Annotated in this window: 27 protein-coding genes; 3 read left to right on the top strand and 24 right to left on the bottom strand. The window is 36.7% G+C overall.

Going from position 1 to position 24075, the window contains the following annotated elements; all coding sequences use genetic code 11:
- The 16 genes from AWW83_RS05625 to AWW83_RS05555 all read right to left on the bottom strand — a co-directional run bounded on the left by AWW83_RS05625 (nt 1) and on the right by AWW83_RS05555 (nt 14587).
- Nucleotides 1-987 (bottom strand): aminotransferase class IV, encoded by a 987-nt coding sequence (locus AWW83_RS05625; protein ID WP_092349787.1) that lies wholly within the window; start codon nt 985-987, stop codon nt 1-3.
- Complete coding sequence (locus AWW83_RS10140) at nt 956-1285, bottom strand: aminotransferase class III-fold pyridoxal phosphate-dependent enzyme (RefSeq protein ID WP_268761459.1); 330 nt, start codon at nt 1283-1285, stop codon at nt 956-958. The genes AWW83_RS05625 and AWW83_RS10140 overlap by 32 nt, the downstream gene beginning before the upstream one ends.
- Nucleotides 1245-2183, bottom strand: a complete 939-nt coding sequence (locus tag AWW83_RS05620; protein ID WP_268761458.1) for an aspartate aminotransferase family protein — start codon at nt 2181-2183, stop codon at nt 1245-1247. The genes AWW83_RS10140 and AWW83_RS05620 overlap by 41 nt, the downstream gene beginning before the upstream one ends.
- A complete protein-coding gene (coaE, locus tag AWW83_RS05615) occupies nt 2183-2818 on the bottom strand; it encodes a dephospho-CoA kinase (RefSeq protein WP_092349784.1) in 636 nt (211 codons plus the stop codon). The genes AWW83_RS05620 and coaE overlap by 1 nt, the downstream gene beginning before the upstream one ends.
- A gap of 103 nt (nt 2819-2921) precedes the next feature.
- Nucleotides 2922-4472, bottom strand: a complete 1551-nt coding sequence (rny, locus tag AWW83_RS05610) for a ribonuclease Y (RefSeq protein ID WP_092349844.1) — start codon at nt 4470-4472, stop codon at nt 2922-2924.
- A 276-nt stretch (nt 4473-4748) separates the two neighbouring features.
- Nucleotides 4749-5042, bottom strand: coding sequence for a cell division protein ZapA (locus AWW83_RS05605; RefSeq protein ID WP_092349781.1), 294 nt, complete (start codon nt 5040-5042; stop codon nt 4749-4751).
- A 52-nt stretch (nt 5043-5094) separates the two neighbouring features.
- Nucleotides 5095-5373, bottom strand: coding sequence for a cell division protein ZapB (gene zapB, locus AWW83_RS05600; RefSeq protein ID WP_159421117.1), 279 nt, complete (start codon nt 5371-5373; stop codon nt 5095-5097).
- Nucleotides 5374-5376: 3 nt separating this feature from the next.
- The gene (gene pheT, locus AWW83_RS05595) at nt 5377-7809 is read right to left on the bottom strand and encodes a phenylalanine--tRNA ligase subunit beta (protein WP_092349776.1); all 2433 of its coding nucleotides are present in this window, start codon (nt 7807-7809) and stop codon (nt 5377-5379) included.
- A 25-nt stretch (nt 7810-7834) separates the two neighbouring features.
- Nucleotides 7835-8845 carry a phenylalanine--tRNA ligase subunit alpha gene (pheS, locus tag AWW83_RS05590; protein ID WP_092349842.1) on the bottom strand — a complete coding sequence of 337 codons (1011 nt, stop codon included), beginning with the start codon at nt 8843-8845 and terminating at the stop codon, nt 7835-7837.
- Nucleotides 8846-8939: 94 nt separating this feature from the next.
- A complete protein-coding gene (gene rplT / locus AWW83_RS05585) occupies nt 8940-9284 on the bottom strand; it encodes a 50S ribosomal protein L20 (RefSeq protein ID WP_092349773.1) in 345 nt (114 codons plus the stop codon).
- Between the two features lie 30 nt (nt 9285-9314).
- The gene (gene rpmI / locus AWW83_RS05580; RefSeq protein ID WP_420021883.1) at nt 9315-9479 is read right to left on the bottom strand and encodes a 50S ribosomal protein L35; all 165 of its coding nucleotides are present in this window, start codon (nt 9477-9479) and stop codon (nt 9315-9317) included.
- A gap of 10 nt (nt 9480-9489) precedes the next feature.
- Nucleotides 9490-10080 (bottom strand): translation initiation factor IF-3, encoded by a 591-nt coding sequence (infC, locus tag AWW83_RS05575; protein ID WP_092349767.1) that lies wholly within the window; start codon nt 10078-10080, stop codon nt 9490-9492.
- Between the two features lie 27 nt (nt 10081-10107).
- Nucleotides 10108-10680: a hypothetical protein gene (locus tag AWW83_RS05570; protein WP_092349764.1), complete on the bottom strand. Its 573-nt coding sequence runs from the start codon at nt 10678-10680 to the stop codon at nt 10108-10110.
- Nucleotides 10681-12600: a threonine--tRNA ligase gene (gene thrS / locus AWW83_RS05565; protein ID WP_092349761.1), complete on the bottom strand. Its 1920-nt coding sequence runs from the start codon at nt 12598-12600 to the stop codon at nt 10681-10683.
- A gap of 93 nt (nt 12601-12693) precedes the next feature.
- Nucleotides 12694-13980, bottom strand: coding sequence for a phosphopyruvate hydratase (gene eno / locus AWW83_RS05560; protein ID WP_092349840.1), 1287 nt, complete (start codon nt 13978-13980; stop codon nt 12694-12696).
- Between the two features lie 61 nt (nt 13981-14041).
- Nucleotides 14042-14587 carry a 2'-5' RNA ligase family protein gene (locus tag AWW83_RS05555; RefSeq protein ID WP_092349758.1) on the bottom strand — a complete coding sequence of 182 codons (546 nt, stop codon included), beginning with the start codon at nt 14585-14587 and terminating at the stop codon, nt 14042-14044.
- A gap of 75 nt (nt 14588-14662) precedes the next feature.
- On the opposite strand from AWW83_RS05555, the gene AWW83_RS05550 reads away from it, so the two are divergent.
- Genes AWW83_RS05550 through dtd form a run of 3 tightly spaced genes read left to right on the top strand, consistent with a single transcriptional unit; the run spans nt 14663 to nt 16478 of the window.
- Nucleotides 14663-15112 (top strand): Mut7-C RNAse domain-containing protein, encoded by a 450-nt coding sequence (locus AWW83_RS05550; protein WP_092349756.1) that lies wholly within the window; start codon nt 14663-14665, stop codon nt 15110-15112.
- Nucleotides 15109-16020, top strand: a complete 912-nt coding sequence (prmC, locus tag AWW83_RS05545; RefSeq protein WP_159421116.1) for a peptide chain release factor N(5)-glutamine methyltransferase — start codon at nt 15109-15111, stop codon at nt 16018-16020. The genes AWW83_RS05550 and prmC overlap by 4 nt, the downstream gene beginning before the upstream one ends.
- Nucleotides 16017-16478, top strand: a complete 462-nt coding sequence (dtd, locus tag AWW83_RS05540) for a D-aminoacyl-tRNA deacylase (protein WP_092349750.1) — start codon at nt 16017-16019, stop codon at nt 16476-16478. Before prmC ends, dtd begins: the two co-directional genes overlap by 4 nt.
- Here the strand turns inward: dtd and AWW83_RS05535 are convergent.
- The 8 genes from AWW83_RS05535 to AWW83_RS05500 are packed head-to-tail and all read right to left on the bottom strand — an operon-like array spanning nt 16469 to nt 24010.
- On the bottom strand, nt 16469-17629 hold the full coding sequence (locus AWW83_RS05535; RefSeq protein ID WP_092349748.1) for a hypothetical protein: 1161 nt from the start codon (nt 17627-17629) through the stop codon (nt 16469-16471). The genes dtd and AWW83_RS05535 overlap by 10 nt on opposite strands.
- Nucleotides 17610-18296, bottom strand: coding sequence for an ABC transporter ATP-binding protein (locus AWW83_RS05530; RefSeq protein WP_092349745.1), 687 nt, complete (start codon nt 18294-18296; stop codon nt 17610-17612). The genes AWW83_RS05535 and AWW83_RS05530 overlap by 20 nt, the downstream gene beginning before the upstream one ends.
- An 8-nt stretch (nt 18297-18304) precedes the next feature.
- Nucleotides 18305-19516, bottom strand: coding sequence for an ABC transporter permease (locus AWW83_RS05525; RefSeq protein WP_092349742.1), 1212 nt, complete (start codon nt 19514-19516; stop codon nt 18305-18307).
- The gene (locus AWW83_RS05520; protein ID WP_092349739.1) at nt 19513-20742 is read right to left on the bottom strand and encodes an ABC transporter permease; all 1230 of its coding nucleotides are present in this window, start codon (nt 20740-20742) and stop codon (nt 19513-19515) included. The genes AWW83_RS05525 and AWW83_RS05520 overlap by 4 nt, the downstream gene beginning before the upstream one ends.
- A gap of 6 nt (nt 20743-20748) precedes the next feature.
- On the bottom strand, nt 20749-21495 hold the full coding sequence (locus AWW83_RS05515) for an outer membrane lipoprotein-sorting protein (protein WP_092349737.1): 747 nt from the start codon (nt 21493-21495) through the stop codon (nt 20749-20751).
- A 7-nt stretch (nt 21496-21502) separates the two neighbouring features.
- Nucleotides 21503-21760, bottom strand: a complete 258-nt coding sequence (locus AWW83_RS05510; RefSeq protein ID WP_092349734.1) for a hypothetical protein — start codon at nt 21758-21760, stop codon at nt 21503-21505.
- Nucleotides 21718-22491, bottom strand: a complete 774-nt coding sequence (locus AWW83_RS05505) for a DUF4013 domain-containing protein (protein WP_092349731.1) — start codon at nt 22489-22491, stop codon at nt 21718-21720. The genes AWW83_RS05510 and AWW83_RS05505 overlap by 43 nt, the downstream gene beginning before the upstream one ends.
- Complete coding sequence (locus AWW83_RS05500) at nt 22481-24010, bottom strand: bifunctional metallophosphatase/5'-nucleotidase (protein ID WP_092349728.1); 1530 nt, start codon at nt 24008-24010, stop codon at nt 22481-22483. The genes AWW83_RS05505 and AWW83_RS05500 overlap by 11 nt, the downstream gene beginning before the upstream one ends.
- Nucleotides 24011-24075 lie beyond the last annotated feature (65 nt).

The raw sequence follows: 24075 nt of genomic DNA, 5'->3' as shown, positions 1-24075 counted from the left end.
TCAATCGTAATCAACCGGGGTCAAAACCTCATCGTTTTCAGTCATATCTTTTTTAAACATTTCTCTTAATTTTCTATAAATTTCCCCCGGCTTCCCATCACCTATTGTTATGCCATCATACTTTACAATCGGAGCTACGATCAAAGTCGTGCTGAAAAACATCATCTCTGAACTATTATATGCTTCACTAATTGGGATATCTGTTGAGACAACATCTTTTAAAATTCCTTGTTCTTTTAGTTGATTTGCAAAATGAATTGCTCTTTTAAGCATTGTCCCGTGAAGGATTTTTTCAAGTCGTGGATATTTGAAAATTTTATCTTTCGTTACGATCGCAACATTTTTATTTGAACCCTCGGTTAAATAACCTTCCGAATCAATTGCGATCGCAGAATCAACCCCAACATTATGAGCAAAAAATTCCATCATTGCATTTGAAAGATAATTACAACTTTTAACCTGCGGTGTGAACGGCTGACGCAATGGAAACGGGCTTGTCACAACTGTTAAACCCTCTTCATAATATCTTGCCGGATAGCTCGGAAACGATGTTATTATCAAATAAAAATGTCCTCGCGGAGATTCATCAGGGTAAACGCTGAAACCACCTGTACCGCGCGAAATCCAAAATCTTGCAATACAATCCCTTTTTCCGGTTATAGCAATTGTTTCAAGGATGATCTCACGCATCTGCTCTTTTGTAAGCGGTATCTTTATTCCGATCGCTGTCGCAGAGCGAATTATCCTGTCAAGATGTTCTTCAAGAAGATAAACTTTTCCATTCACAACAAGAGAATTATCAAAAACTCCATCACCACGATGAACCATATGATCGTCAAAAGGAATTGTCATAAGATTTGGATTTGTCACAACAGCGTCCCAAACAGTTGAATACATCGCAAAGTATTTCTCTTTAAGCGCTGTTTCCTGCTTAACCCAGTTCAGGTAGTCCTGCTCAGACCAGATTTTTAATTTTTTCGCTTTCATAAAATTTCCCAAAACTTTGTTGTTGTATTTCGTTTAAAACTTCGTCAAATTTTTCAATAAAGAAGTTGATTTGCTCTTCTTTTATCACCAGCGGTGGAAGCAACCTGACGACATTGTTATTTGTGCAATTTACAATGACACCTTTTTCAATTAGACGCCGAACAATGTCAAAGCATTCAATGTTAAGTTCAACCCCGAGCATCAATCCAATTCCGCGTATTTCACGGATGAGATTTTGATATTTTTGTTTGAGTTTGTTAAGTTCGTTTTTTGAAATAATCACACATTGATTTAACATTTTCAATTATGCCATTTTGAATTTCTTTTATCACAGCGCATCCAGCCGAGCAAGCAACTGGATTTCCGCCGAATGTTGAACCATGAGTTCCAACCGTAAAAACATCTGCAACTTTTTCATTTCCAAGAACAGCTCCGAGCGGAAGCCCACCTCCAAGCGGTTTTGCAAGCGCAACAACATCCGGCTTAACACCATAATGTTCAAATGCGAAAAATTTTCCCGTTCTCCATAAACCACTCTGAATTTCATCCGCAACAACCAGAAAATTAAATTTCTCTCTCAACTCAAAAATTTTTTTGATGAAGCTTTCACTTGCTGGAACAATTCCACCTTCACCCTGAACAAATTCAAGAAAGACGCCCGCCGTTTTGTTGTTTATTCTTTTTTCAATCTCTTCAGCATCGTTATACTTTACATTGATAATTCCCGGGAGAAACGGCTCATAACCTTCGCGATACTTTGCCCTGTCCATAAGCGATAGAGCACCCATTGTCCTTCCATGAAAGGAATTTGAAAAAGCAATAATTTCATCTTTGCCAAATTTTTTGCCCCATTTCCTTGTAAGCTTAATTGATGTCTCAATCGCCTCAGCACCGCTATTTGTAAAGAAAACTTTTTTATAACCCGTCAATTCAATCAAAAGTTTTGCGAGTTCAACTTGTGGCTCTTGAACAAAAAGATTTGAAAGATGGATAAATTTTTCAACTTGCTCAAAAATTGCCTTTTTAACACTTTCATTTCCATACCCAAGAGCATTTACGCCTATGCCAGAGATCAAGTCAAGATATTTTTTCCCGTCGCTGTCAATTAAATAAACGCCCTCACCACGTTTAATGTAAACCCCAAGACGTTTGTATGTTTGAAAGAAAATCTCTTTTTCAATCTCAAAAATTTGCATCAATTTACCTCCGTTGATTTTGAAATTTTATCAAACAATGAATAAAGAAACTTGACCTTATTTCGCAACTCTTCAATGTCTCCATCGTTTTGAAGAAGTATATCCGCAAGTTCTCTTTTTTTCCTTACATCCATCTGCGATCTCATCCTTTTCAAAACTTCTTCTCTTGAACATCTATCTCGTTCCATAACTCTTTTAATTTTCGTCTCCTCATCCGCATCAACCACAATTACATAATCAAGTTCATTGTCAAATCCAGATTCAAAAATAAGCGCAGCTTCAACAATTACGAAGTTAACACTTTTATTTTTCGCAAGTTTTTTAAACTCCGAGAGAATTTCTTTTATCACCGCTGGATGGACAACTGACTCAAGCTCTTTTTTCTTTTTCTCATCCGTGAAGATGACATCAGCGATAAATTTTCTGTTCAGCTTTCCCCCGATATAAGCTTCGTTTCCGAAAATTTTTATAATTTTTCGCTTTAAATTTTCATCATTTGTCATCAAATTTTTTGCAAGTTCATCTGCATAAATTACTTTCGCCCCGAGCTCTTCAAAAATTTTGCAAACTGTTGTTTTACCCGAGCCGATCCCGCCTGTTACACCTATTGTCAAAATGCCGTGCTTAAACTTCAAAACTTTTCAACTTTTCTTTTTTTGATAAGTTAAAAAAACTTCACAAAATAAAAAAGGGGCGTAACTTCTTACGCCCCTTTTGAAATTTCAAAGCTAAATCAAATCACTTTGCATATGCAACCGCACGAACTTCCCTTATGACCGTGACTTTAATTTGTCCCGGATACTCCATCTCTTCTTGAATTTTCGCTGCAATATCACGGGACAATTGATCCGCAAGATTATCATCAACTTTATCTGGCTCAACGATGACTCTTACCTCACGACCGGCTTGAATTGCGTATGTTTTTGCAACGCCCTCAAATGATTTTGCTATTTCTTCAAGTTTTTGCAATCTTCTAACATAACCTTCAACTGATTCTCTCCTTGCCCCAGGTCTTGCGCCACTTATCGCATCAGCTGCCTGAACAATCGCTGCAATCGGGGTTTCCATCGGTATATCTTCGTGATGCGAACCAACTGCGTTGACGACAATCGGATGTTCGCCATATTTGCTTAAAATTTCATAGCCAATCAAAGCGTGCGGTCCTTCCTGCTTATCAACGACTTTACCAATATCGTGGAAAAGTCCAGCTCTTTTAGCAAGATGTGCATCAAGCCCAAGCTCGGATGCCATTATCGCTGCAAGATAAGCAACTTCAATGCTGTGTTGGAGAACATTTTGCCCGTAACTTGAACGATATTTCATTTTGCCAACGAGACGAACTATCTCACGATGGACATTGTGAATTCCAAGTTCAAGCAAAGTGTTTTCTCCAACCTTTATCATCTCCTCTTCAAGTTCTTGCTTGACCTTTTCAACAACTTCTTCAATTCTTGCTGGATGTATTCTTCCGTCTGCAAGCAACCTTTCAAGCGCAATTTTCGCTACCTCTCTTCTGAACGGATCAAAACCAGAAATTATAACCGCCTCTGGAGTATCATCAACGATTATATCACAACCTGTCAACTGTTCAAAAGCTCTTATATTTCTTCCTTCTCTTCCGATTATTCTTCCCTTCAACTCGTCATTTGGAATGTGAAGAACTGTGACGGTAGTTTCAACAGAGTGGTCTGCTGCTGTTCTTTGAATTGCCTGGACAATGATCTTCTGGGCTTCTTTTTTGGCTTCCTCTTTTGCTTGCTCACGAATCTCACGTATCATTTTCGCAGCCTCTGCTTTTGCTTCAGCAACCATACTGTCAATCAAAATTTTCTTCGCCTCATCACGTGTTAAACCAGCAATTTTTTCAAGCTGAATTTTCTGCTCTTCTATAATTTGCTCAATTTCTTTTTGCTTGAGTTCAAGTTGTTTTCTTTGCTCTTCAATTTGTTGCTGAAATTTGTTAAGTTCACGCTCTCTTTTGTTTAATTCCTCAGCTCTTTCGTTTAATTTTTCCTCTTTGTTGAGAAGCTGTTTTTCATAAGATTGAAGTTTTTGCTTTATCTGATTTACCTCTGCTTCAAATTCCTGTTTTTTTCTAAACCATTCATCTCTTACTTCAAGAAGTTTCTCTTTTTTGATGTTGTTTGCCTCACGCTCTGCTTCTTCAATTATTCTTTGGGCGCGAGCTTCTGCAGTTCCAATTTTCTTTTCTTCAATTTTTGAATGAAAGAACCATCCAACGAAAAACGCTATCAAGACAGCAGCTGAAACAACTATGTATACAGCCATATTTTTCCCTCCATAATTTCTTTTCAAATTAATTCCAAAATTAAAAAACCGCGCTTGCCAGCTCAGACGCAAGCTTTGGGGCAAGAACCCATTGCCTGCCTGGATACTTCTTACTTCCACCGTCCGCATTTTTAAGTCCCGGCTAAACCGGGACAGCGGACTCTCACCCCAACTCAGGGTGAGAGCGTGGCCTGTAATCCGCATCCAAGAGCCAGGCAATCTCCCTCAACTAAAACGCTGGTTCTCCCCTCAGCCCAAACCGAGCTGACAGCGCGGTCATAAACTTAATATCTTATCAACCTTTGAAGACAAACCGCGCAACAAATCCTCTATCTCGCTCTCAACATAGCCCTTGTTCATCCTCTCACGAAACAATTCCTCAGCAATGTTAAGAGCTGTCAAAATCGCAATCGTCAATACAGATTGATTCGGCAATTTATCATGCAACTCCCTCATCAATCCATCAACATATTCAGCAACTTTATAAGCAAGCTCTTCATCTTCAACTTTTAAGGTGTATTCGGTGTTGAAGATTTTTACTTTGATCGTTTTCGGCTGTGATAAATCCAAATTTTCTTCGCCTTTTTATTTTATCTACGGGGAAAACCAGCGTTAAAAATTTTCAAAGATACTGATTGATCTTCTCAAGCAAATTTGAAATTTTTCTCTTCAATTCCTCTCTCTCTTCTCCTGAAAATAAAACAATACCATTCTTCTTCAATTCCTCATTCTCTCGCTTCAACATCTCAACCTCTCGCTCAAGCTCCGTTATTCTAACCTTCAAACTCTCATTTTCGCTTTTTAAATTCTGCACATATTCAAGAACCTTATCAAACTTCCCTTGAAGCTCCTCAACAATTTTGATAAAGCTAAATTTGTCGCTTTTATTATCAACCTTCAAGATTTAATAACTCCTAAGTTTGGCATCAAGCTTTTGCTCAACATATTTGACCACTTTCTGAATCAAGCTGTTAACTTCTTCATCCGTCAATGTTTTCTCTGGCGAAAGAATTTCAAGCGAAAAAGCAACGCTTTTCTTTCCTTCACCGATCTTTTCACCTCTATAAATATCAAAAAGACGAATTGATTTCAAAACATCTCCTGCGCTTTCTCTTATCGCTTTTTCAACATCTCCAACAGAAACAGATTCATCAATCACAAATGCAAGGTCTCTATAAACACTCGGAAACTTCGGAATTTCTGAGTAATGCCTCTCTTCAATTTTTGAATTTTCACGTATCAAATCAAAATCAATCTCCGCAATATACACATCCGCTTCAAGATCAAATTTTTTCAAAAGTGCTTCACTTACCTTCATCAATCTTCCTGCGTATTTGCCTCCTATCTCAACTCCGAGCTCAAACTCCGATATCTCGCTATTATTAGAATAATAAATAAATTGGTAATTTTCAAGAAAAACCGCACGGAACAGCTTTTCAACTTCCCCTTTCAGATCGTAGATGTCAAAATTTCGCTCTTTAACATCATACGAGATTGGCTCTGCAAGTCCCGTCATCAAAATTAAAAGACGTTCTTCTTCAATATAGTTATCAACAAATTTCGGCTTTTCATCCTCATCAAATGAAACTCTAAAAACCTTACCTATTTCAAAAAATTTCAAATTTTTTATTCCATACCCAAAATTATGCCTTACGACATCAAGAGCGCTCGGGATTAAACTTGTCCTCAATGCAGACATTTCCCTGCTCAAAGGATTCAAAACTTTAACAAAATTATCACCGAAAATTCTTGCCCTATCTTCATCAAGCATACTGTTTGTCACAACCTCTTTAAATCCAGCACCAATTAATCTTTCACGGATAAGTTCGTGAAAATCTGTTTTTATCTTATCGGTTGAAAAATGCACTATTGAGCTCATCTTGTCGGGGATTTTATCATAGCCGTAAACACGAGCAACTTCTTCAATAAGATCAATCTCACGCTCAAGATCTGGTCTGAAAGTCGGAACTTTTACTGTTAAACCGTTTTCGTCAAGTTTTAAAATTTCAAGCTCAAGTCCTTCAAGTATCTTGATAACTTCGCCTTTTGGAATTTCAATTCCAATTATTGAATTCAATCTTGAAAATCTTAAATTGATAATTTTCGGCTCAATTTTAATCGGATAAACATCAATGACACCTTCAAGCACTTCTCCGCCTGCGATTTCAGCCATAAGTTGAGCTGCACGATTTACAGCCCATATCACTGCATTGGGGTCTGCGCCTCTTTCAAATCTATATGATGCATCAGTTGAAAGCCCAAGATATTTTGATGTCCTGCGGATGCTTATCGGATTGAAGTATGCGCTTTCAATCAAAACATTTCTCGTACGCTCTGTTATTTCGCTATTCAATCCACCCATCACACCTGCAATCGCAACTGGTTTTTCCGCATCACATATCATCAAAGTATCTCTTCTCAATGTTCTCGCTTTACCATCAAGAGTTATAAAGACCTCACCTTCTTCCGCACATTTGACAACAATTTTATGCCCAGCAAGTTTATCATAATCAAATGCATGCAATGGATGACCAACCTCGTAAAGAACAAAATTTGTAATATCAACTATGTTGTTTATCGGGCGTAATCCAACCGATTTTAGGTAATTCTGCAACCATTTCGGAGATGGCTCAACCTTGACATTTAAAACAACCCTTGCAGCATATCTTGGACAATTGACCGTGTCAATTATTTCAACCGAAGCGAATTCAAAAACTTTTTTACTTGATTCTGCGAGTTTAACTTCTGGTTTTTTAAGTTTAAGTCCGAATGCAACAGCAAGTTCTCTTGCAATTCCAATATGACTTAAACAATCTGGACGATTCGGAGTTATGCTAACATCATACACAACATCATCAAGCCCGAAATATTCCGCAAGCGGTTGCCCGACAATTGCATCAGGTTCAAGAACCATTATCCCTTCTTTATCATCTCCAAGAGCAAGTTCATATTCCGAGCAAATCATTCCATAAGATTCAACACCTCTGATTTTTGCTCTTGTTAAGACAAAAGGTTTCCCTTCGGGGTCGTGTTGATTTCTTGGAATAACCGCACCAACAAGCGCAACGGGCACTTTTTGTCCAACTGCAACATTTGGAGCACCACAGATTATTTGAAGCGTATCTTTTCCAACATTTACTTTGCAAACCGTTAATTTATCTGCATTTGGATGTTTCATCACTTCAAGAACTTCACCGACATAAAAATTTTTATATTTCTCTCCGAGGTATTCAACGCTTTCAACTTCAAGCCCCAACATTGTGAGTTTTTCTTTCACCTCCTCAGGTTCTGCTTCAAGGTCAATGTAATTTTTCAACCATTTGTGCGAAACTTTCATCTCTGGGAAAATTTTTTATTTTGATTCAAAACTGTTCAAGAAATCTGAAATCATTTTCATAAAACAATCTTATGTCATCAATTCCATATTTAAGCATTGCGATTCTCTCAACGCCCATTCCAAAGGCATAGCCAGTGTATCTTTCAGAGTCATAACCGACGAATTTAAAAACATTTGGATCAACCATTCCACATCCTAAAATTTCAAGCCATCCTCCGTATTTACAAACTTTACATCCTTTGCCACCGCATATAAAACAACTCACATCAACTTCAGCGCTCGGCTCAGTAAACGGGAAGAAACTCGGTCTGAATCTCAACTTTACACTGCTTCCGAACATCTGCTTTGCGAAAGCAAGCAATGTCCCTTTCAATTCGGCAAAAGAAACTCCTTCATCAACATATAAACCCTCAACTTGATGGAAAAGGCAATAACTTCGTGCGCTTATCGCTTCGTTTCTGTAAACTCTCCCTGGCGCAATAATTCTCACAGGGGGTTGCTTTGATTTCATAACTCTTATTTGAACTGGCGAGGTGTGCGTTCTTAAAATTATATTCTCTTTGATGAAAAATGTATCCTGCATATCTCTTGCTGGATGTTCCGGAGGTATGTTGAGCGCTTCAAAATTGTGATAATCATCTTCTATCTCAGGACCTGATGCAACTTCAAATCCCATTGAAACGAAAATTTTTTTGATTTCTTCAAGTGTTTGAGTAAGCGGATGTTTTCTCCCCGTGTATTTAAATCTTCCCGGAATCGTTAAGTCAAGAGATATTTTGACTTTTTCCTTCTTTGCTTCAATTTCTTTTTTCTTCTCATTAAACTTTTCCTGTGCAAGTTCTTTCAACTCGTTTAAAATTTTCCCCACCGTTGGCTTTTCCTCACGCGGTATCTCTTTAAGTTTGTCAAACAATGATTGAATTATCCCCCTGCGTCCGAGGTATTTGACTCTGAATTCTTCAAGTTCTTTCTCATCTTTCAAGGTTTGAAGTTCTTCAAGAAATTTTGCTTTGACTTCTTCAATTTGATTAATCATTTCAAAAAACATCATTTGTTCGGGTTTAATACAAATAAAAAACTCCCATCATCGGGATTGGAAGCAACGTACCCAGACGATGGGAGCAAAATTTTTAACTAAAAGCGAACTTAACAATATCAGAAAAAGCATCCGGATTATTTACCGCAAGGTCTGCAAGCATCTTGCGGTTGATTTCAACTTGCTTCTTTCTCAAAGCAGAAATAAGTTTTGAATAAGTCGTCCCGTTTAATCTTGCTGCAGCGTTTATCCTTGCAATCCAGAGCCGTCTGAATTCGCGCTTTTTGGTTCTTCTGTCGCGATATGAGTATTGAAGTGCTTTTGCGACATGGTCTTTTGCCTGTCTGAGGGTGTTTCCACGCATCCCCCAGAATCCTTTCGCTCTCTCAAGGATTTTCTTCCTTCTCCTTCTTGATGCTGGCTTATTCGTTGCTCTCATCTCTACATATTCAAATTTAGTTTTTAAAAATCACGCAAGAATCAACTTTTTAATTCTCTTCTCCTCGTATGGATGAACAAGCGTCGGTTTACGAAGCTGCCTTTTTCTCTTTCTTGATTTTCCAGTTGCAAGGTGACTCCTTCCGGCTTTTTGTCTTTTGACTTTACCTGTTGCGGTCACCTTGAACCTTTTCATAGCTGCGCGATTACTTTTCATCTTTGGCATCTGATGTCTCTCCTTCAGATTGTTTGTTTTTTTCTTCCTGTTCCTTTAACATTTGAATTTTCTTTCTATCAGGCGCAAATAGAACACTCATCGCATTCCCTTCAAGCCGAATGTCTTGCTCAACGCGCGCAACATCAGATAAAAACTCAATTAACTTCTTCAAAAGTTTTTCTCCAAACTCCGTATGTAAAATTTCCCTGCCTTTGAAAATTACTTGCGCCTTGACTTTATGACCTTCAAGTATGAATTCTCTTGCGTGCCGCGCTTTGCATTGAAAATCTTGCTCGCCCATATTCGGATGAAATCTTAACTCTTTCAGCGTGGTTGATGCTTGCTGCTTCTTACGCTGTTTCTCTTCTTTTTGTTTTTCATACTTATACTTTCCATAATCCATTAACTTACAAACTGGGGGATTCGCAAACGGCGCGATTTCAACAAGGTCATATCCCCTTTCCTCTGCAAGTTTTAACGCATCACGCGTGTTCATGATCCCGATCTGCTGTCCGTTCTCGTCAATTACTCTAACTCTCGGGACCTTGATCTGCTCATTAATGCGTAATTCTTTCTCTATGGCGACTTCCTCTTTTGTTTTTAAAATTTAACGCCTCGCTTTTTTTCTTATCTCTTGCCGGGTTCTCTCCCCGTCCGTGACGATTAAATTCGCAATATATCTAATCGTCTCCTCGTGGGATCTTCTAAACTCATCCATCCTCTCGTTATGTTCTCGCCTAAATTCTTCAAGAGCTTGCATCATAGTTTGCATCGTCTCACGATGTTCCCTTCTGAATTCTTCCAAACTTTGAGTCATTTTCTGCATCATCTCGTGATGTTCCCTTCTAAAATCTTCCAAACTTTGACTCATTTTTTGAATCGTCTCACGATGTTCTTTCCTGAATTCTTCTAAACTTTGGTTCATTTTCTGCATCATCTCGCGATGCTCCCTTCTAAAATCTTCCAAACTTTGACTCATTTTTTGTATCAACTCACGATGTTCTCTTCTAAATTCATTTATCGTCTCATTATGTTCTCGTCTGAATTGATTTATCAGCTCGTTTGTATTTCTTGCTTCTGCTTTAAGAGTTCTATTGTTTATAATTGCATACAAAGTTAAAAACGCACCAAGTATCGTTGCCATTACTCCACCCAGTGTCAAAATCTCATAAAAATTCATTCACTCAACCGCTTTAGTTTCAATTTCAAATTTAATTCGTGAAATAAAACTTTCCAAATCAAAAACTCCGAGATCGCCTTTGCCGTGTCTTCTCACGGAAACAGTTTTGCTCGTTTTTTCCTTTTCACCAACGATAAGCATATATGGAATTTTTTGCGTTTCAGCTTCTCTAATTTTGTAAGTTATCTTTTCATTCCTTGTGTCAACTTCTGTGCGTATCTTCAGGTCTTTAAGTTTTGTGTAAATTTCAATCGCATAATCATTCTGTGCATCTGTTATCGGCAAAACAGCAACTTGAACGGGCGCAAGCCACACAGGGAAATTACCCGCAAAATGCTCCGTCAAAATCCCAACAAATCTTTCAAACGAACCAAATATAGCTCTGTGTATAGCAACTGGTCTTTTCGGCTGTCCATCTGCATCAATGTATGTCAAATCAAATCTTTCGGGCAACATAACGAAATCAAGTTGAATCGTCGCAACTTGCCAATCCCTTCCAAGAGCGTCTTTTATTTGAACATCTATCTTTGGTCCATAAAATGCGCCTTCTTTCTCTTTTAAGCCATATTTAATTCCGTTCTGTTCAAGCGCTGTCTTCAAGGCGTTTTCTGCTTGCTCCCACAACGCCGGGTCACCCATTGCATTATCCGGCTTCGTTGAAAGGTAATAAGCTGGCTCAAACTTAAAAATCCCATAAACATAATTTACAAAATCAATCAACTCATTTATCTCGTTCAAAATTTGATCTGGTCTGCAATAAATGTGAGCATCATCCATCGTTATTTGACGAACGCGAAACATCCCACCAAGTGCACCCGATATCTCGTTTCTGTGAAGCCGTCCAATCTCTGCAAGTCGCAAAGGCAAATCTCTATAACTTCGTGTCTTCATCTTATAAACATAGGTGCTTTCGGGACAATTCATAGGTTTGAGCGAATAAATTTCATTCTCAACCTCAAGGACAAACATGTTCTCCTTGTAATGCTCCCAGTGTCCAGACCTTTCCCACAAATCTTTCTTAACAAGGATCGGGGTTGAGATTTCCACATAACCACGTTTATCAAGTTCCTCACGGATAAATTTCTCAAGCTCGCGGAAAATTACCATACCTTTTGGCAACCAGAACGGAGCACCTGGAGCGATATCGTGAAAGACAAAAAGCTCAAGCTCTTTCCCAAGTTTTCTGTGATCTCTTTTCTTGGCTTCTTCAAGACGTTTCAAATGCGCATCAAGAAGTTCCTTCTTCGGATAAGCAACGCCATAAACTCTTTGAAGCATTTTATTCCTTGAATCGCCACGCCAGTAAGCCCCAGCAACGCTTAATAACTTAACATACTTTATCTTACCAGTTGAAGGCAAATGAGGTCCGCGACATAAATCTGTAAAACTCCCCTCACTGTAAAATGTTATCGTGTCGTTATCGTCAATTTGCTCTATGATTTCAACTTTATAAGGGTCTCCCTTCTTTCTGAAAAATTCAAGCGCTTCTTCTTTTGTCACAACTTTCCTGATATACGGCTCGTCTCGCTCCGCAAGTTCCTTCATCTTCTCTTCAATCTTAACAAGATCATCCGGTGTTAGCGGTCTATCAACATCAACATCATAATAAAATCCATCTTCAATTGGCGGTCCAACACCAAATTTCGCACCAGGGAAAAGTTCTTCAATCGCATGTGCCATAAGATGAGCTGAACTATGCCAGAAAACTTCTCTACCCTCGGGATCATCAAAAGTTAAAATCTGAAGCTCGCAATCCTCTTCAAGCGGACGAACAAGATCAATTACAACACCATTTACCTTTGCAGCAACGGCTTCCTTGGCAAGTCGCTTGCTTAATTTCTCTGCAATTTGCAAAGGCGTCGTCCCTTTATCAACTTCTAAAACACTGCCATCAGGCAGTTTAACCTTTATCTTGTCCATAAACGAAAAAAATTTTGAATTTTCTTTGGAAAGTTTTCCTAAAATTACGAAAAATCAGGGGAAAATCAAAAACCTTACATGTTTGACTTTCAATCATCTTTTCACCTTAAACGCACTCAACCCTGCAAAAACAGCATCTTCCCCAAGGTCTTCCTCTATCCTCAAAAGTTGATTATACTTCGCAACTCTATCCGTCCTTGAAGCTGAACCCGTCTTTATCTGCCCAACATTTGTGGCAACAACAAGATCAGCAATTGTTGTGTCTTCCGTCTCACCTGACCTGTGACTAACAATCGCAGTATATCCATTTCTCTTTGCAAGCTCAATGCAATCAAGCGTTTCAGTTAAAGTTCCAATTTGATTTAACTTTATCAAAATTGAATTTGCGATCCCTTTTTCTATCCCTTTTGAAAATATCTCAATGTTTGTCACAAAAATATCATCGCCAACAAGCTGAACCTTATTCCCAAGCGCCTCCGTTAGCATCTTCCACCCATCCCAATCGTGTTCAGACATTCCATCTTCAATTGAAATGATCGGATATTGATTGACAAGTTCCTCGTAAAATTTAACCATCTGTTCAGATGTTTTCTCACTTTTATCTGATTTAAAGAAAACATATTTCCCATCCTGATAAAATTCACTCGCAGCTGAATCAAGCGCAAGATAAATATCTTCACCAGCTTTATAACCTGCTTTTTCAATTGCTTCAAGAATTACCTCAATTGCTTCAACATTTGATTTCAAATTCGGCGCAAATCCACCTTCATCTCCGACCGCTGTGTTATATCCTTTTGATTTTAAAACCGATTTAAGAGAATGAAAAACCTCAACGCCCATTCTTAACGCTTCTGAAAAATTTTCTGCTTTAACTGGCGCAATCATAAATTCTTGAATATCAACATTGTTATCTGCGTGTTTTCCACCATTTAAAATGTTCATCAAAGGCACAGGCAAAACTTTCGCATTCACTCCACCGATATACCTGTAAAGTGGAATTCCAAAATGATTTGCAACTGCTTTGGCAACTGCAAGAGAGACACCAAGAATCGCATTCGCACCAAGTCGTGATTTGTTCGGCGTCCCGTCAAGTTGAATTAAAAATCTATCAATCCCAACTTGATCAAGCGCATCCCAACCCTCAAGTTCATCTGCAATTATGTTGTTAACATTTTCAACTGCTTTTAAAACACCTTTACCCATATATCTTTTCGGATCTCCATCTCTTAACTCAATCGCTTCATTCTCACCTGTTGATGCTCCACTTGGAACTGACGCTCTCCCCACTGCCCCAGAGTCAAGATAAACTTCAACCTCAATCGTTGGATTTCCCCTTGAATCAAGAATTTCACGTGCTTGAATATCAACTATTGTCGTCATTTTTCTCCCGAAATTTTGTTTTTGTTTAATTTTACCAACGAAAACCGATAAAAACAAAAAATCAAACTGAAAACTTAACCTCCTTCCAAATTCTGAAAATATCATCTGGCGGATCATTTCTCCAAATGAAGAAAACAGAATCAACCACAAATTTTAAACTAACCCACGAACTTTGCAACTCTTTAAGCAACTTTTCAAGATTTTCTCTACCCTTAACTTGCCCAACGCTCAAATGTGGCGTAAAACCATTTTCAAATTTCCTCACATCATCACAATCTGGAACAATGCTTTGCAATTTCTCCTGCAAAATTTTCACCCCCTCCGCTGGCTCTGGATTCAACCATATCGTATAACTTTCCCCATAATGCTTGAAAAACCTAAACTCTGAAAGTTCAATTTCAAAACTTTCAACTTCTTTACACACTCTTTCAAAATCAGGATAAACACTCTCAAACTCCTCAAAAGGTCTGAACGGATATAGAAGCGTTATATGTGGCATCCATCTTCTAAATTGCCTGTCATATTTTTCTCTAATCTTTTGAATTGGACTCCAAATTTCCTTCGGCGGAATTATAACAACTGCGGTTTTGTGCGTCTTCTTTCCCATTTTGAAAATTCGTTTATTGCAAATACACTGCTAATTTTTTATTTTTAAACCTGAAAAACAAAATCTATCAACAAGATGAAATTCGTCGCAGATACAATGCTTGGAAAACTTGCAAAATGGCTTCGTCTTCTCGGATACGATACAATTTATGAACCAAATTTGCCTCTGAAAGAACTTTTAAAATTTCTTGAAGAAGACAGAATTTTTCTCACAAGAAGCAGAAGAATTGTTGAAGAAAACAACATAAAAAATTTTTACATCGTTAAATCTGAAAGATTCAAAGAGCAACTCTCCGAAGTGATAAAAAATTTAAATCTTGACACACAGACAAACCTTTTTTCACGCTGTTCAATCTGCAACACCGAAATCGTTGAAGTCCCAAAATCAAGCATAATTGATTTAATTCCCGAAGAAACCGCAAAATCATTTGATGAATTTTATCAGTGTCCAAAATGTGGCAAAATCTATTGGAACGGCTCTCATACCGCACGAATTTTGAAAACTTTAAACGAGATCAAAAAATGACAGAGACAAAAATCTGGAGAATAATTGACATCATAAACTGGGGAACTGAATTTTTTAAATCAAAAGGCATCACTCACAACTCAAACGGAAACGAAGCAAGAACAACAATTGAACTTATTCTCTGTCATGTCCTGAAATGTAGAAGAATTGACCTTTACATTGATTTTGAAAGACCTCTCTCAAAAAACGAACTTGAAGAGATAAAAACCTTGATTAAAAGAAGATTGAAAAGAGAACCATTGCAATATATCCTTGGCAAAACTGAATTTATGGGACTTGAATTCAAACTTACTCCCGATGTCCTAATACCAAGACCCGAAACCGAAATCCTCGTTGAAAAAACGATTGAAACGATAAAGAAAGAATTTGCACAAAAAAATTTGGTTAAAGTTCTTGACATTGGAACAGGAAGCGGAAACATAGCAATAAGTTTGGCAAAATTTCTCGGAGAAAAAGTTTATATTGTCGGGATTGACATAAGCGAAAAAGCAATTGAAGTTGCAAATGAAAACGCAAAATTAAACAAAGTTGAAAATGTAAAATTTCTTGCTTTTGATCTTTTCAGCGATGAATTCAACGAAAAATTTAAAAATCAATTTGACATCATCGTGTCAAATCCACCATATATTTCAATTGAAGAAGTCCAAACATTGCAGGATGAGATAAAAAATTACGAGCCGTGGATTGCTATTACAGATGGCGCTGATGGATTAAACTTTTTCAGGAGAATTTCAAACATAGCAAAAAATTTAATCTTTGAGCGTGGCTTCGTCCTTGTTGAAATGGCTTACAATCAATCCGAAAAAGTGAGAGAAATTTTCACAAAAGCAGGATTTAAAGAAATTGAATTTTTCAAAGATTATCTCGGAATTGAAAGAGTTGCAAAAATAAAAGTTGAAAAATTATGAGAGCACTCGTCCAAAGAGTTAATCGTGGAAGTGTGACAATTGATGGTTCTCTTTACAGTCAAATTGGAAAAGGAATTGTGATACTTCTCGGAGTTAAAAATGGAGATACAGAAGAAGATGCGAAATATCTTGCGAAAAAATGTGCAAATTTGAGAATTTTTGACGATGAAAACAGAAGAATGAATTTATCAGTTAAAGACATAAATGGAGAAGCGCTCGTCGTTTCACAATTTACTCTCTATGGCGACACAAGATATGGAAACAGACCCGACTTCACACAGGCATCAAAACCAGAAGAAGCAGAAATTTTATACAACAAATTTGTTGAATATCTCAAACAGGAAATGGGAGAAGATAAGGTTAAAACAGGCGTTTTCAAGGCGATGATGATAGTTGAAATCATAAACGATGGACCTGTGACGCTTCTTGTTGAAAGCAAAGAAAAGAATCAAAAATAAAATTGAAATCTGACAAAAGCAGAAGTTGAATAATACCAGTATTCATCCCCTTCATCACCGTGAAAAATTAAAGCCCCAAAGTTTAAATCGGAGTTATCGCTCACCGAATATGAAAAGCCAAGCGAAACAAAGCCACTTCCATCGTTCAAATTTTTATTTAATGACGCAGAAAAACTCGCAATTGGATTTAAAGCATAATTTAGCATAACGAAGACATAATTTTTGCTCAAATTTAAAATCTCACCATTTATCAATCTCTCAATCTCGTATTCATCTTTTTTGGATTTGCCTTCGCCGTTAAAGTGATATTCAACAAGTCCGTATATATTTTTTGTGAATTGATTGTCAAAGCCAAGTATGAACTTGAAAAAGTTTGATTTAAAATTTTTCACATCAGCAGAAAATATCATCTCACCTCTTACACCCGCCTTGAGGAGATTTCCCGCAAAATCAAAACCAGCAACACCTCTTTTATCAAATAAACCCGACATAAAAGAAAAATCAAACTCGTGATAATTCGTCCTGAAACGAACTCCGTAATTATTCATTTTAAACTTGTCAATCGGATTATAAACAAATTGAATGTCCGTAAAACTTCCAAGATAAAACTTAACAGACACGACATCTGCACCATCTTTTTCAATCTTGCTGAAATTTGCTGGATTTATCGGATTAAATAAATCAGTTGGATTCCAAATTCTCCCCGTTCCCCACGAAATTCGCTGTCTCCCAAGTGTTAAGTTCAAATTTCCAAAATCTTTTTTGAAATATAACCTGTCAATAAAATGAAATGTGCTAAATTTTGAACCATTCGCAAGATTCCATCGCAATTTCAAAATTTGTCTTCTCGTTCCAATCTCCGCAAAATTGAAAAATAAATTTGAAGAATTGTAAAGAGCGTCAATTTCATATTCAACATAAACTCCACCTCCCCATTCGTATTCAAACTCTGGGCGAAGCCGAATCCTTCCAAAATTTAAAAACAAATTTTTATCCAAGCCAAAGCGAACCGCAAAATCATCTTTTATCTTTTGATAAATTACGAAATCGGCAAAGTATCCAGAAAATTTTAAACTTTGACCCAACCCAAAACAATTTGACTTCAAAATTAAAATCAAAACGAAAATAATTTTACCAAAACTTTTTGTCATCCTCTATTGTGCCATCTCTTAACTTTATCAATCTCCCTGCTTTTTGAATGACTTGTGGATCGTGCGAACAAATAACAAATGTAATCCCTCTTTTTCGGTTCATCTCTTGCATCAAATCAATTAACATAGCACCAGTTTTTGAATCAAGATGTGCCGTTGGTTCATCCGCAAGAACTATTGATGGATTTGTGACAATCGCTCTTGCAACTGCAACTCTTTGTTGCTGTCCCCCGCTCATTTCGTTTGGCTTCTTATCCGCAAGTTCCCCGATTTCAAGCAGGTTTAAAACTTCCATCACTCTTTTTCGTCTCTCGCTTTCCGAAATCCCAAGCAAAATCAAAGGCAATTCAACATTTTCAAACGCAGTTAAAACAGGTATAAGATTATATGCCTGAAAAATAAATCCAATTTTTCTCAATCTAAAATCAGCCATCTCATCCCTTTTCAAAAGAGATATATCAACACCTTCAAGATAAACTTTTCCATCCGTTGGCTTATCAAGTCCGCCTATCAAATTTAAAAGCGTTGTTTTACCCGAACCAGATGGACCAGCGACGACAACAAATTCGCCCGCTTCAATTTCAAGGTTAACACTTTTTAACGCTTCAACCTGAACTTTCCCATCGCTGTAAATTTTTGTTAAGTTTTCCGTCTTGATCAATGTCATTTTAAAACTCAAATATGTTTTAACGCTTCAACTGGCTCAAACTTTATAGATTTTATCGCTGGATAAATCGCACCAATTAGCGAGATAAATGGCATCGTAAAAATAAGAAGTGAAAGAGTGAATTCAGTTAAAACTGGATAAATTATTCTTCCGCTCCCGAACCAAGCCAAACTTTCTGCAAATATCCCCAAATCAACCCCTGTTTTTGAAAGTGGAAGATACAAAACAAGTCCAATCACAAGACCAATTATCGTCCCAACCACGCCTATCATAAAAGATTCAAGCAAAATCAAAGCAAAAATTTTTTTGTTCTTCATTCCTATCGCCTTTAAAACTCCAAACTCTCTCACCCTTTCAAACACAGACATCAACATTATATTTACAACCCCAAAGCCAACAGCAATCCCGAAAATCAAATAATAAATCCAAATCAACTCCTTATACATTTCAATTCCAATTCTAATAAGCGGTGATATATCATCATAACTCAAAACCTCGTAAGAGTTGCCAATTGCTCTTGCGATTTTGTCTTTAACAGAATTAATAAAATTTTGATCTTTCAAAATCAAAGCAAACTCAATAACTTTATCACCTAAACCAAGAAGTTGTTGAGCACTTTCAATCGGAATGTAAACATAAACTTTATCAAATTCAGAACTCGGCGACTCATATAAACCGATGACTCTGAAAACATCTGAACTCACATTCCCGTTCAAATCAGAAACCATCAAAACAACTTTATCACCGATCTCAACATTTAACTTTTGAGCAAGTTTTTTGCCCAGAATTATTCCCCTATCTTCCCCGATGTATTTTCCCTCAACAATTGATCTTGAAATTATCGTGATATTTTTCTCTCTTTCAGGTTCAACCCCGACAATTATCACGCCAGAAGAATTAAAAGCACTGTTTATCAATCCATAACTTATTACTCGTCTGCTGTAAAATTTTATCTCATCAATTTGCCTTAAAACTTCCTCAATCTTTTCAGAATCTGGAATGTAATTTTTGAGCGTTTTATCGTCGTTGAAACCTCTTTTATGAATTTGAATGTGTGCGATGTGAAGATTTATCTGGTTATCAAGCATCTGTTTCATCATCCCCATAGAAAGAGTATCAATGAGCAAAAGCACGGAAACGCTTACGACGATTGAAACAACTACGATCAAAGTTCTTCTCTTATTTCGCCAGATGTTTCTCCACGCAAGTTTAAAAATCATGTGTATCTTATCCCTTTTAATGGCTCAAGTTTATAAACTCTATAAACTGGCACAAGAGCGGAAATCAGAGAAATAAATAAAATTGACAAAGCGGTATTTACAAATATCCTCGGATTCAAACTTGAAACAAGTTTCGGCTCAAACCCGAAATCTTCATAAACAGAAGCGTATTCCCCTGTTAAAACTATCGGATTTTTTATGATGTAATAATTCACCAAACCACCGAGAAAACAGCCGATGATTATCCCAATGATTGCGATGATTACAACTTCAAATAAAACAACCAAAGCGAGTTTTTGATTTTTAAATCCAATCGCAAGCGAAATTCCAAACTCATTAAACCTTTCAAAAACTGACATTGAAACTGTGTTAAGTATTCCAAAAGCGACAAGAATTATCAAAAACGCAAGGAATAAAATCCCAGATGCATTGTCAAAATCAATTGTTTGTTTTAATTCAACCATCACTTCATCCCATCCCAAAACCACAAGTCCCTTTGGATTCAAAATATCAGAAAAATTTTTCTTCACTTTTTCAATTCTATCAAAATCAGAAAGAAGAACTGAAATCACGCTCACACGATTTTCAGCATAGAGAAAATCTTGAAGGTCTTTTAAACCCATAAAGATAACCATATTGTCAAGTTCCGTATAACCAAGTTTCACTACACCAACAACTTTAAATTTCCCATCGCATAATCCACCGTCAATTCCCTGTCCCAGAATTACTACCTCATCGCCTATGTTTAACCTTAAATTCTGAAAAAGTTTATAACCCAAAACGACCTCACCAGAAGAACTTGAATTCAAGAACTTCCCTTTCACAATTTTATTGTGAAAATTTGAATACTTAACTTCAAAATTTGGATCAACCCCGTAAATTAACCCACCGTATGAATTTTCACCCGAACTTACAAGAACATTTGCAAATAATCTCGGAGAATAAGCAACAACATCACGATTTGAATCAAGCAAATTTTTTATATCCTCTGTAAAATGGAATGTCTTTCTCAACGAAGGATCGTCTTTATAACCTGCTCTTTGAATTTGAATATATCCAGAATAATCACCAGCGATTGTCCTGATAAAATAAGCATAACTTCCAAGTTGAAGCCCCCGCATCACAACCGTGAGAGAGGTTGCGAACATAACTGCAAGAATTGTAATTAAAGTCCTTCTCTTATTTCGCCAGATATTTCTCCAAGCAAATTTCAAAAAGAATTTCATAAGGTGCTATCGCTTTCTTTCAAGTTCTCTGAAAGAAAAAATTTTCTCATCTATCTTGATGTCAAACTTAACATCAATTAAAACAAATTCCGTCCTCCTTCCCTTTTCAACATTGTTATACATTATCCATCTCGTCGGAAGTTTTCTCCCATGCATACTCTTCACATCGTAAAATTCCATATACCTGACAAGTTTCCCTTTTTCATCATAATACTCAATTTTAGCGGGAAGATAGTCAATTTTTCTAACCCAGTAATAAATTTTTCCCCAAACGACAGGAGCATTTGGTTTTGGGACAAGTTCTATCTTCCAGCAAATTTCCGAATTAACTGTGTCATCTGAAACAATTCTCATCTCGTAATCTCTTTCAAGATTTGACTCACGGACGAGATCATCGTAAGTGAAATCAGAGCCATTCCACGATTGAAGCATCATTGATGGCGGAATTTTGACCAAACTTTCCGTATTGCGAAGATAGAGCCAGATTTCGTTTCCAATTTTTAATGTCTTATTCCCCTCTTCCCTTTTCGGATATTTAATCTCAATCAACGCTTTCTCATTCCCAACCCACCACGCTTCTATTTTTATCGTGCGTTTAAATTCAGGCGTGATTATGCTCATCTCAACAATTCCCCACGATGTCTTACCTTTGATTAAATCCTCCGACTTCTTAACAATTTCATGTGCTGATTGTGAGAATAAAAGCAAATGAAATAAAATTGTGAAAAGAAAAACTAAATTTTGCTTCCGCATTTAATTTTTAACTTTTGATTTCTTCAACTTTGAAAAGTTCGTTTATGTCAATTTTCATCTCTTCACAAATTTTTAAAATTGATGTGAATTCATCCTCAAAAAGTTCTTTTAAAAGTTCAACTATCGCATTTCTTTCCTCACCACTTTTGCAAGTTGTCCAGATGAAACGCCCTTTGAAATCTATTTCAACTCGTGTAAATTGTTCGTTTAATTTTTGCAACCTCAATTCAATGAAACCAAATTTTTTCTTTTCAATTTTTTGCATTTTCCCTCCAGATTTATTTTTAAATTTGTGTGATCGTTCTTGCCTTCAAACTTTTTTTTGTAAAGTTCGCCATAAAGATAATACTGAACAACGCTCGCCCAAAATCCCGTCAAAAGCACACCGACAAAACACAAAACAATTCCAAGCGATGCAAGTATTTGAAGAAAAACAACGAGAAGAAAAACCAAAATCGCATCACCAAGATTCTCTCTGAACATTGACAAAATATCTGAAATAGCAAACGCATCATTTATTGATTCGTTCTCCGCAAATTTACTCACGATAAAAGGCAAAATCAAAACAAACAAAATAATGTAAACTAATGCACTCAAAAAGAATAAAAGCGAAATTCCTGACATCTCACCTCTGAAAAGAAAATTTGAAATTAGCATAGGAATTAACAAAACTATCTCTCTGGTTCTCATATGGTCAAATTCAAAATCGGAAAATGGAACGCTTAAAGCAATCAAAATAGCAAACGGCAAAAGATAAACAATTATTATCACAGCAAGTTTAAACCCAAGAGCAATTTTATGTCCGATGTTATCCCAGTCAGGTAAAAGTTGAGTTTCATCTTTGATAGTTCTTCTTGTGACCTCAACAAGAAAGCCGTAGTAAATTAACAGCGGAATTATCAAAAAAGAGAAAAGAATCATCAAACCACCAACGACAATTTTGCCGAGCCAGTTTTTCTCTTGGAAAACAAATTTAAATCCCCTTTCAATATTCATTGTTTGTTCCTCCTTTATGTTTTGCAAGATCAATTATTCTCCCTTCAACTTCTGATTTTATAACCTTTTGTTTTTTCACTGCTTCAATGAAAACATCTCTATCAACTACGCCGAGATTTTTAACTTCAACGCTTTCCTGCGGAATTCCAAACAAATCATAAAGATGATCAGCAACCCAATTGTTTGTGACGATTGAATATCTTTTATTTTCATCAAGTGGCTTTCCCCCAACTTCAATTGAGATCACTCTTTCCCCGACATTTCTTCTTGAATCAATTACAACTTTAATTCCCGAAACTTGCATCAACTCTGCTTTTCCCGACGCCTGCCATTCCATCATTTTTTTCAAAGTTTTACCATCAACCTCAAAAACAACAAATGTATTTCCAAATGGATTTATTTCCCATATATCACGAACTTTTATCTCCCCTCTTGGCAAGTCCTTTCTTAATCCACCAGAATTTTGAAAAGCAATGTCTGTTTTAGCAAATTCACGCATCACATCTGCTTCCCAATTTCCAAGATTGCTTTCACCGTAAAAATTTCTCTTCCAATCAACCTCAAGCCATCCTATAACCTGCCCAAATTCTTTATCAACAATTTTTTCAAGTTCTTCAACCTTTTTCAACGCAACTTTATCTGGCTCAACAATGCCATTTACAACACGGATTAATTTACCGTTGTAAGAATAAATAGAATCACCGTCAAGATCAACTTCAATTGAAAGATATCCAAGATATTCACCTCTTGAACCTGCTTGACATATTATCACGCCATTTACAACTTTTGGCTCAAATAACGCCGTATGGCTATGTCCACCGATTATAATTTTTATCTCTGGAAATTTCACAGCAATAAGCGAATCACCATACACTCCGATGTGAGTAAGTGCGATGATTAAATCAACTTTCTCTTTATTTTTGAGTTCATAAATGTATTGTTTTAAAACTTTGTCAATGTCAAGAAGTTCAATGTCTTTCAAATTTTCTCTTAAAGAAAGTTTAAAAAGTTCTGGCGTCGTAAGTCCAATCACTCCAATTTTTGCTCTGCCGACTTTTTTAACAATGTATGGTTTGACAAATAATTTTCCCTTTCTTTTGTCCCATAAATTTGCACTTAAAACATTAAACTTTGCTATTTTCAAATTTTCTTCAAGTGATTCCCTCCCATAATCAAACTCGTGATTGCCAAGAGTCATAGCATCTGGCTTTATAATGTTCATCAACTCAATTTGTGATTTCCCCTTTGTGATTGATGATATAGGAGTTCCTTGAAAATCATCTCCCGCATTTAAAACGAGGACATTTTTCTCTTCATTTCTGAATTTATTTATCAAGCCAAGTAAATTTGCAGTTCCTCCAACATAGCAAACAGAATCACCACATTTTGTTTTCATCGGCGTATTTTGAGCGTGAAAATCATTCCAATGAAGAATTAAAATTTTTTCAAGGTTTTGCGAAAGCAGGAATTGAACAAGAAAAAGAAGAAGGATAAAAAATGATGCGATTTTCTTTCGCATAAGCGAAGCAAATTTTTTGTTTAATATAACAAATTAAAACTTTACAATCAACGGAAAATGAAACT

The sequence above is a fragment of the Candidatus Chryseopegocella kryptomonas genome (genome assembly GCF_001536065.1).
GTDB lineage: Bacteria > Bacteroidota > Ignavibacteria > Kryptoniales > Kryptoniaceae > Kryptonium > Kryptonium kryptomonas.
The sequence above is the reverse complement of the archived record's forward strand: the minus strand, read 5'-3'. Positions and strand labels throughout refer to the sequence as shown.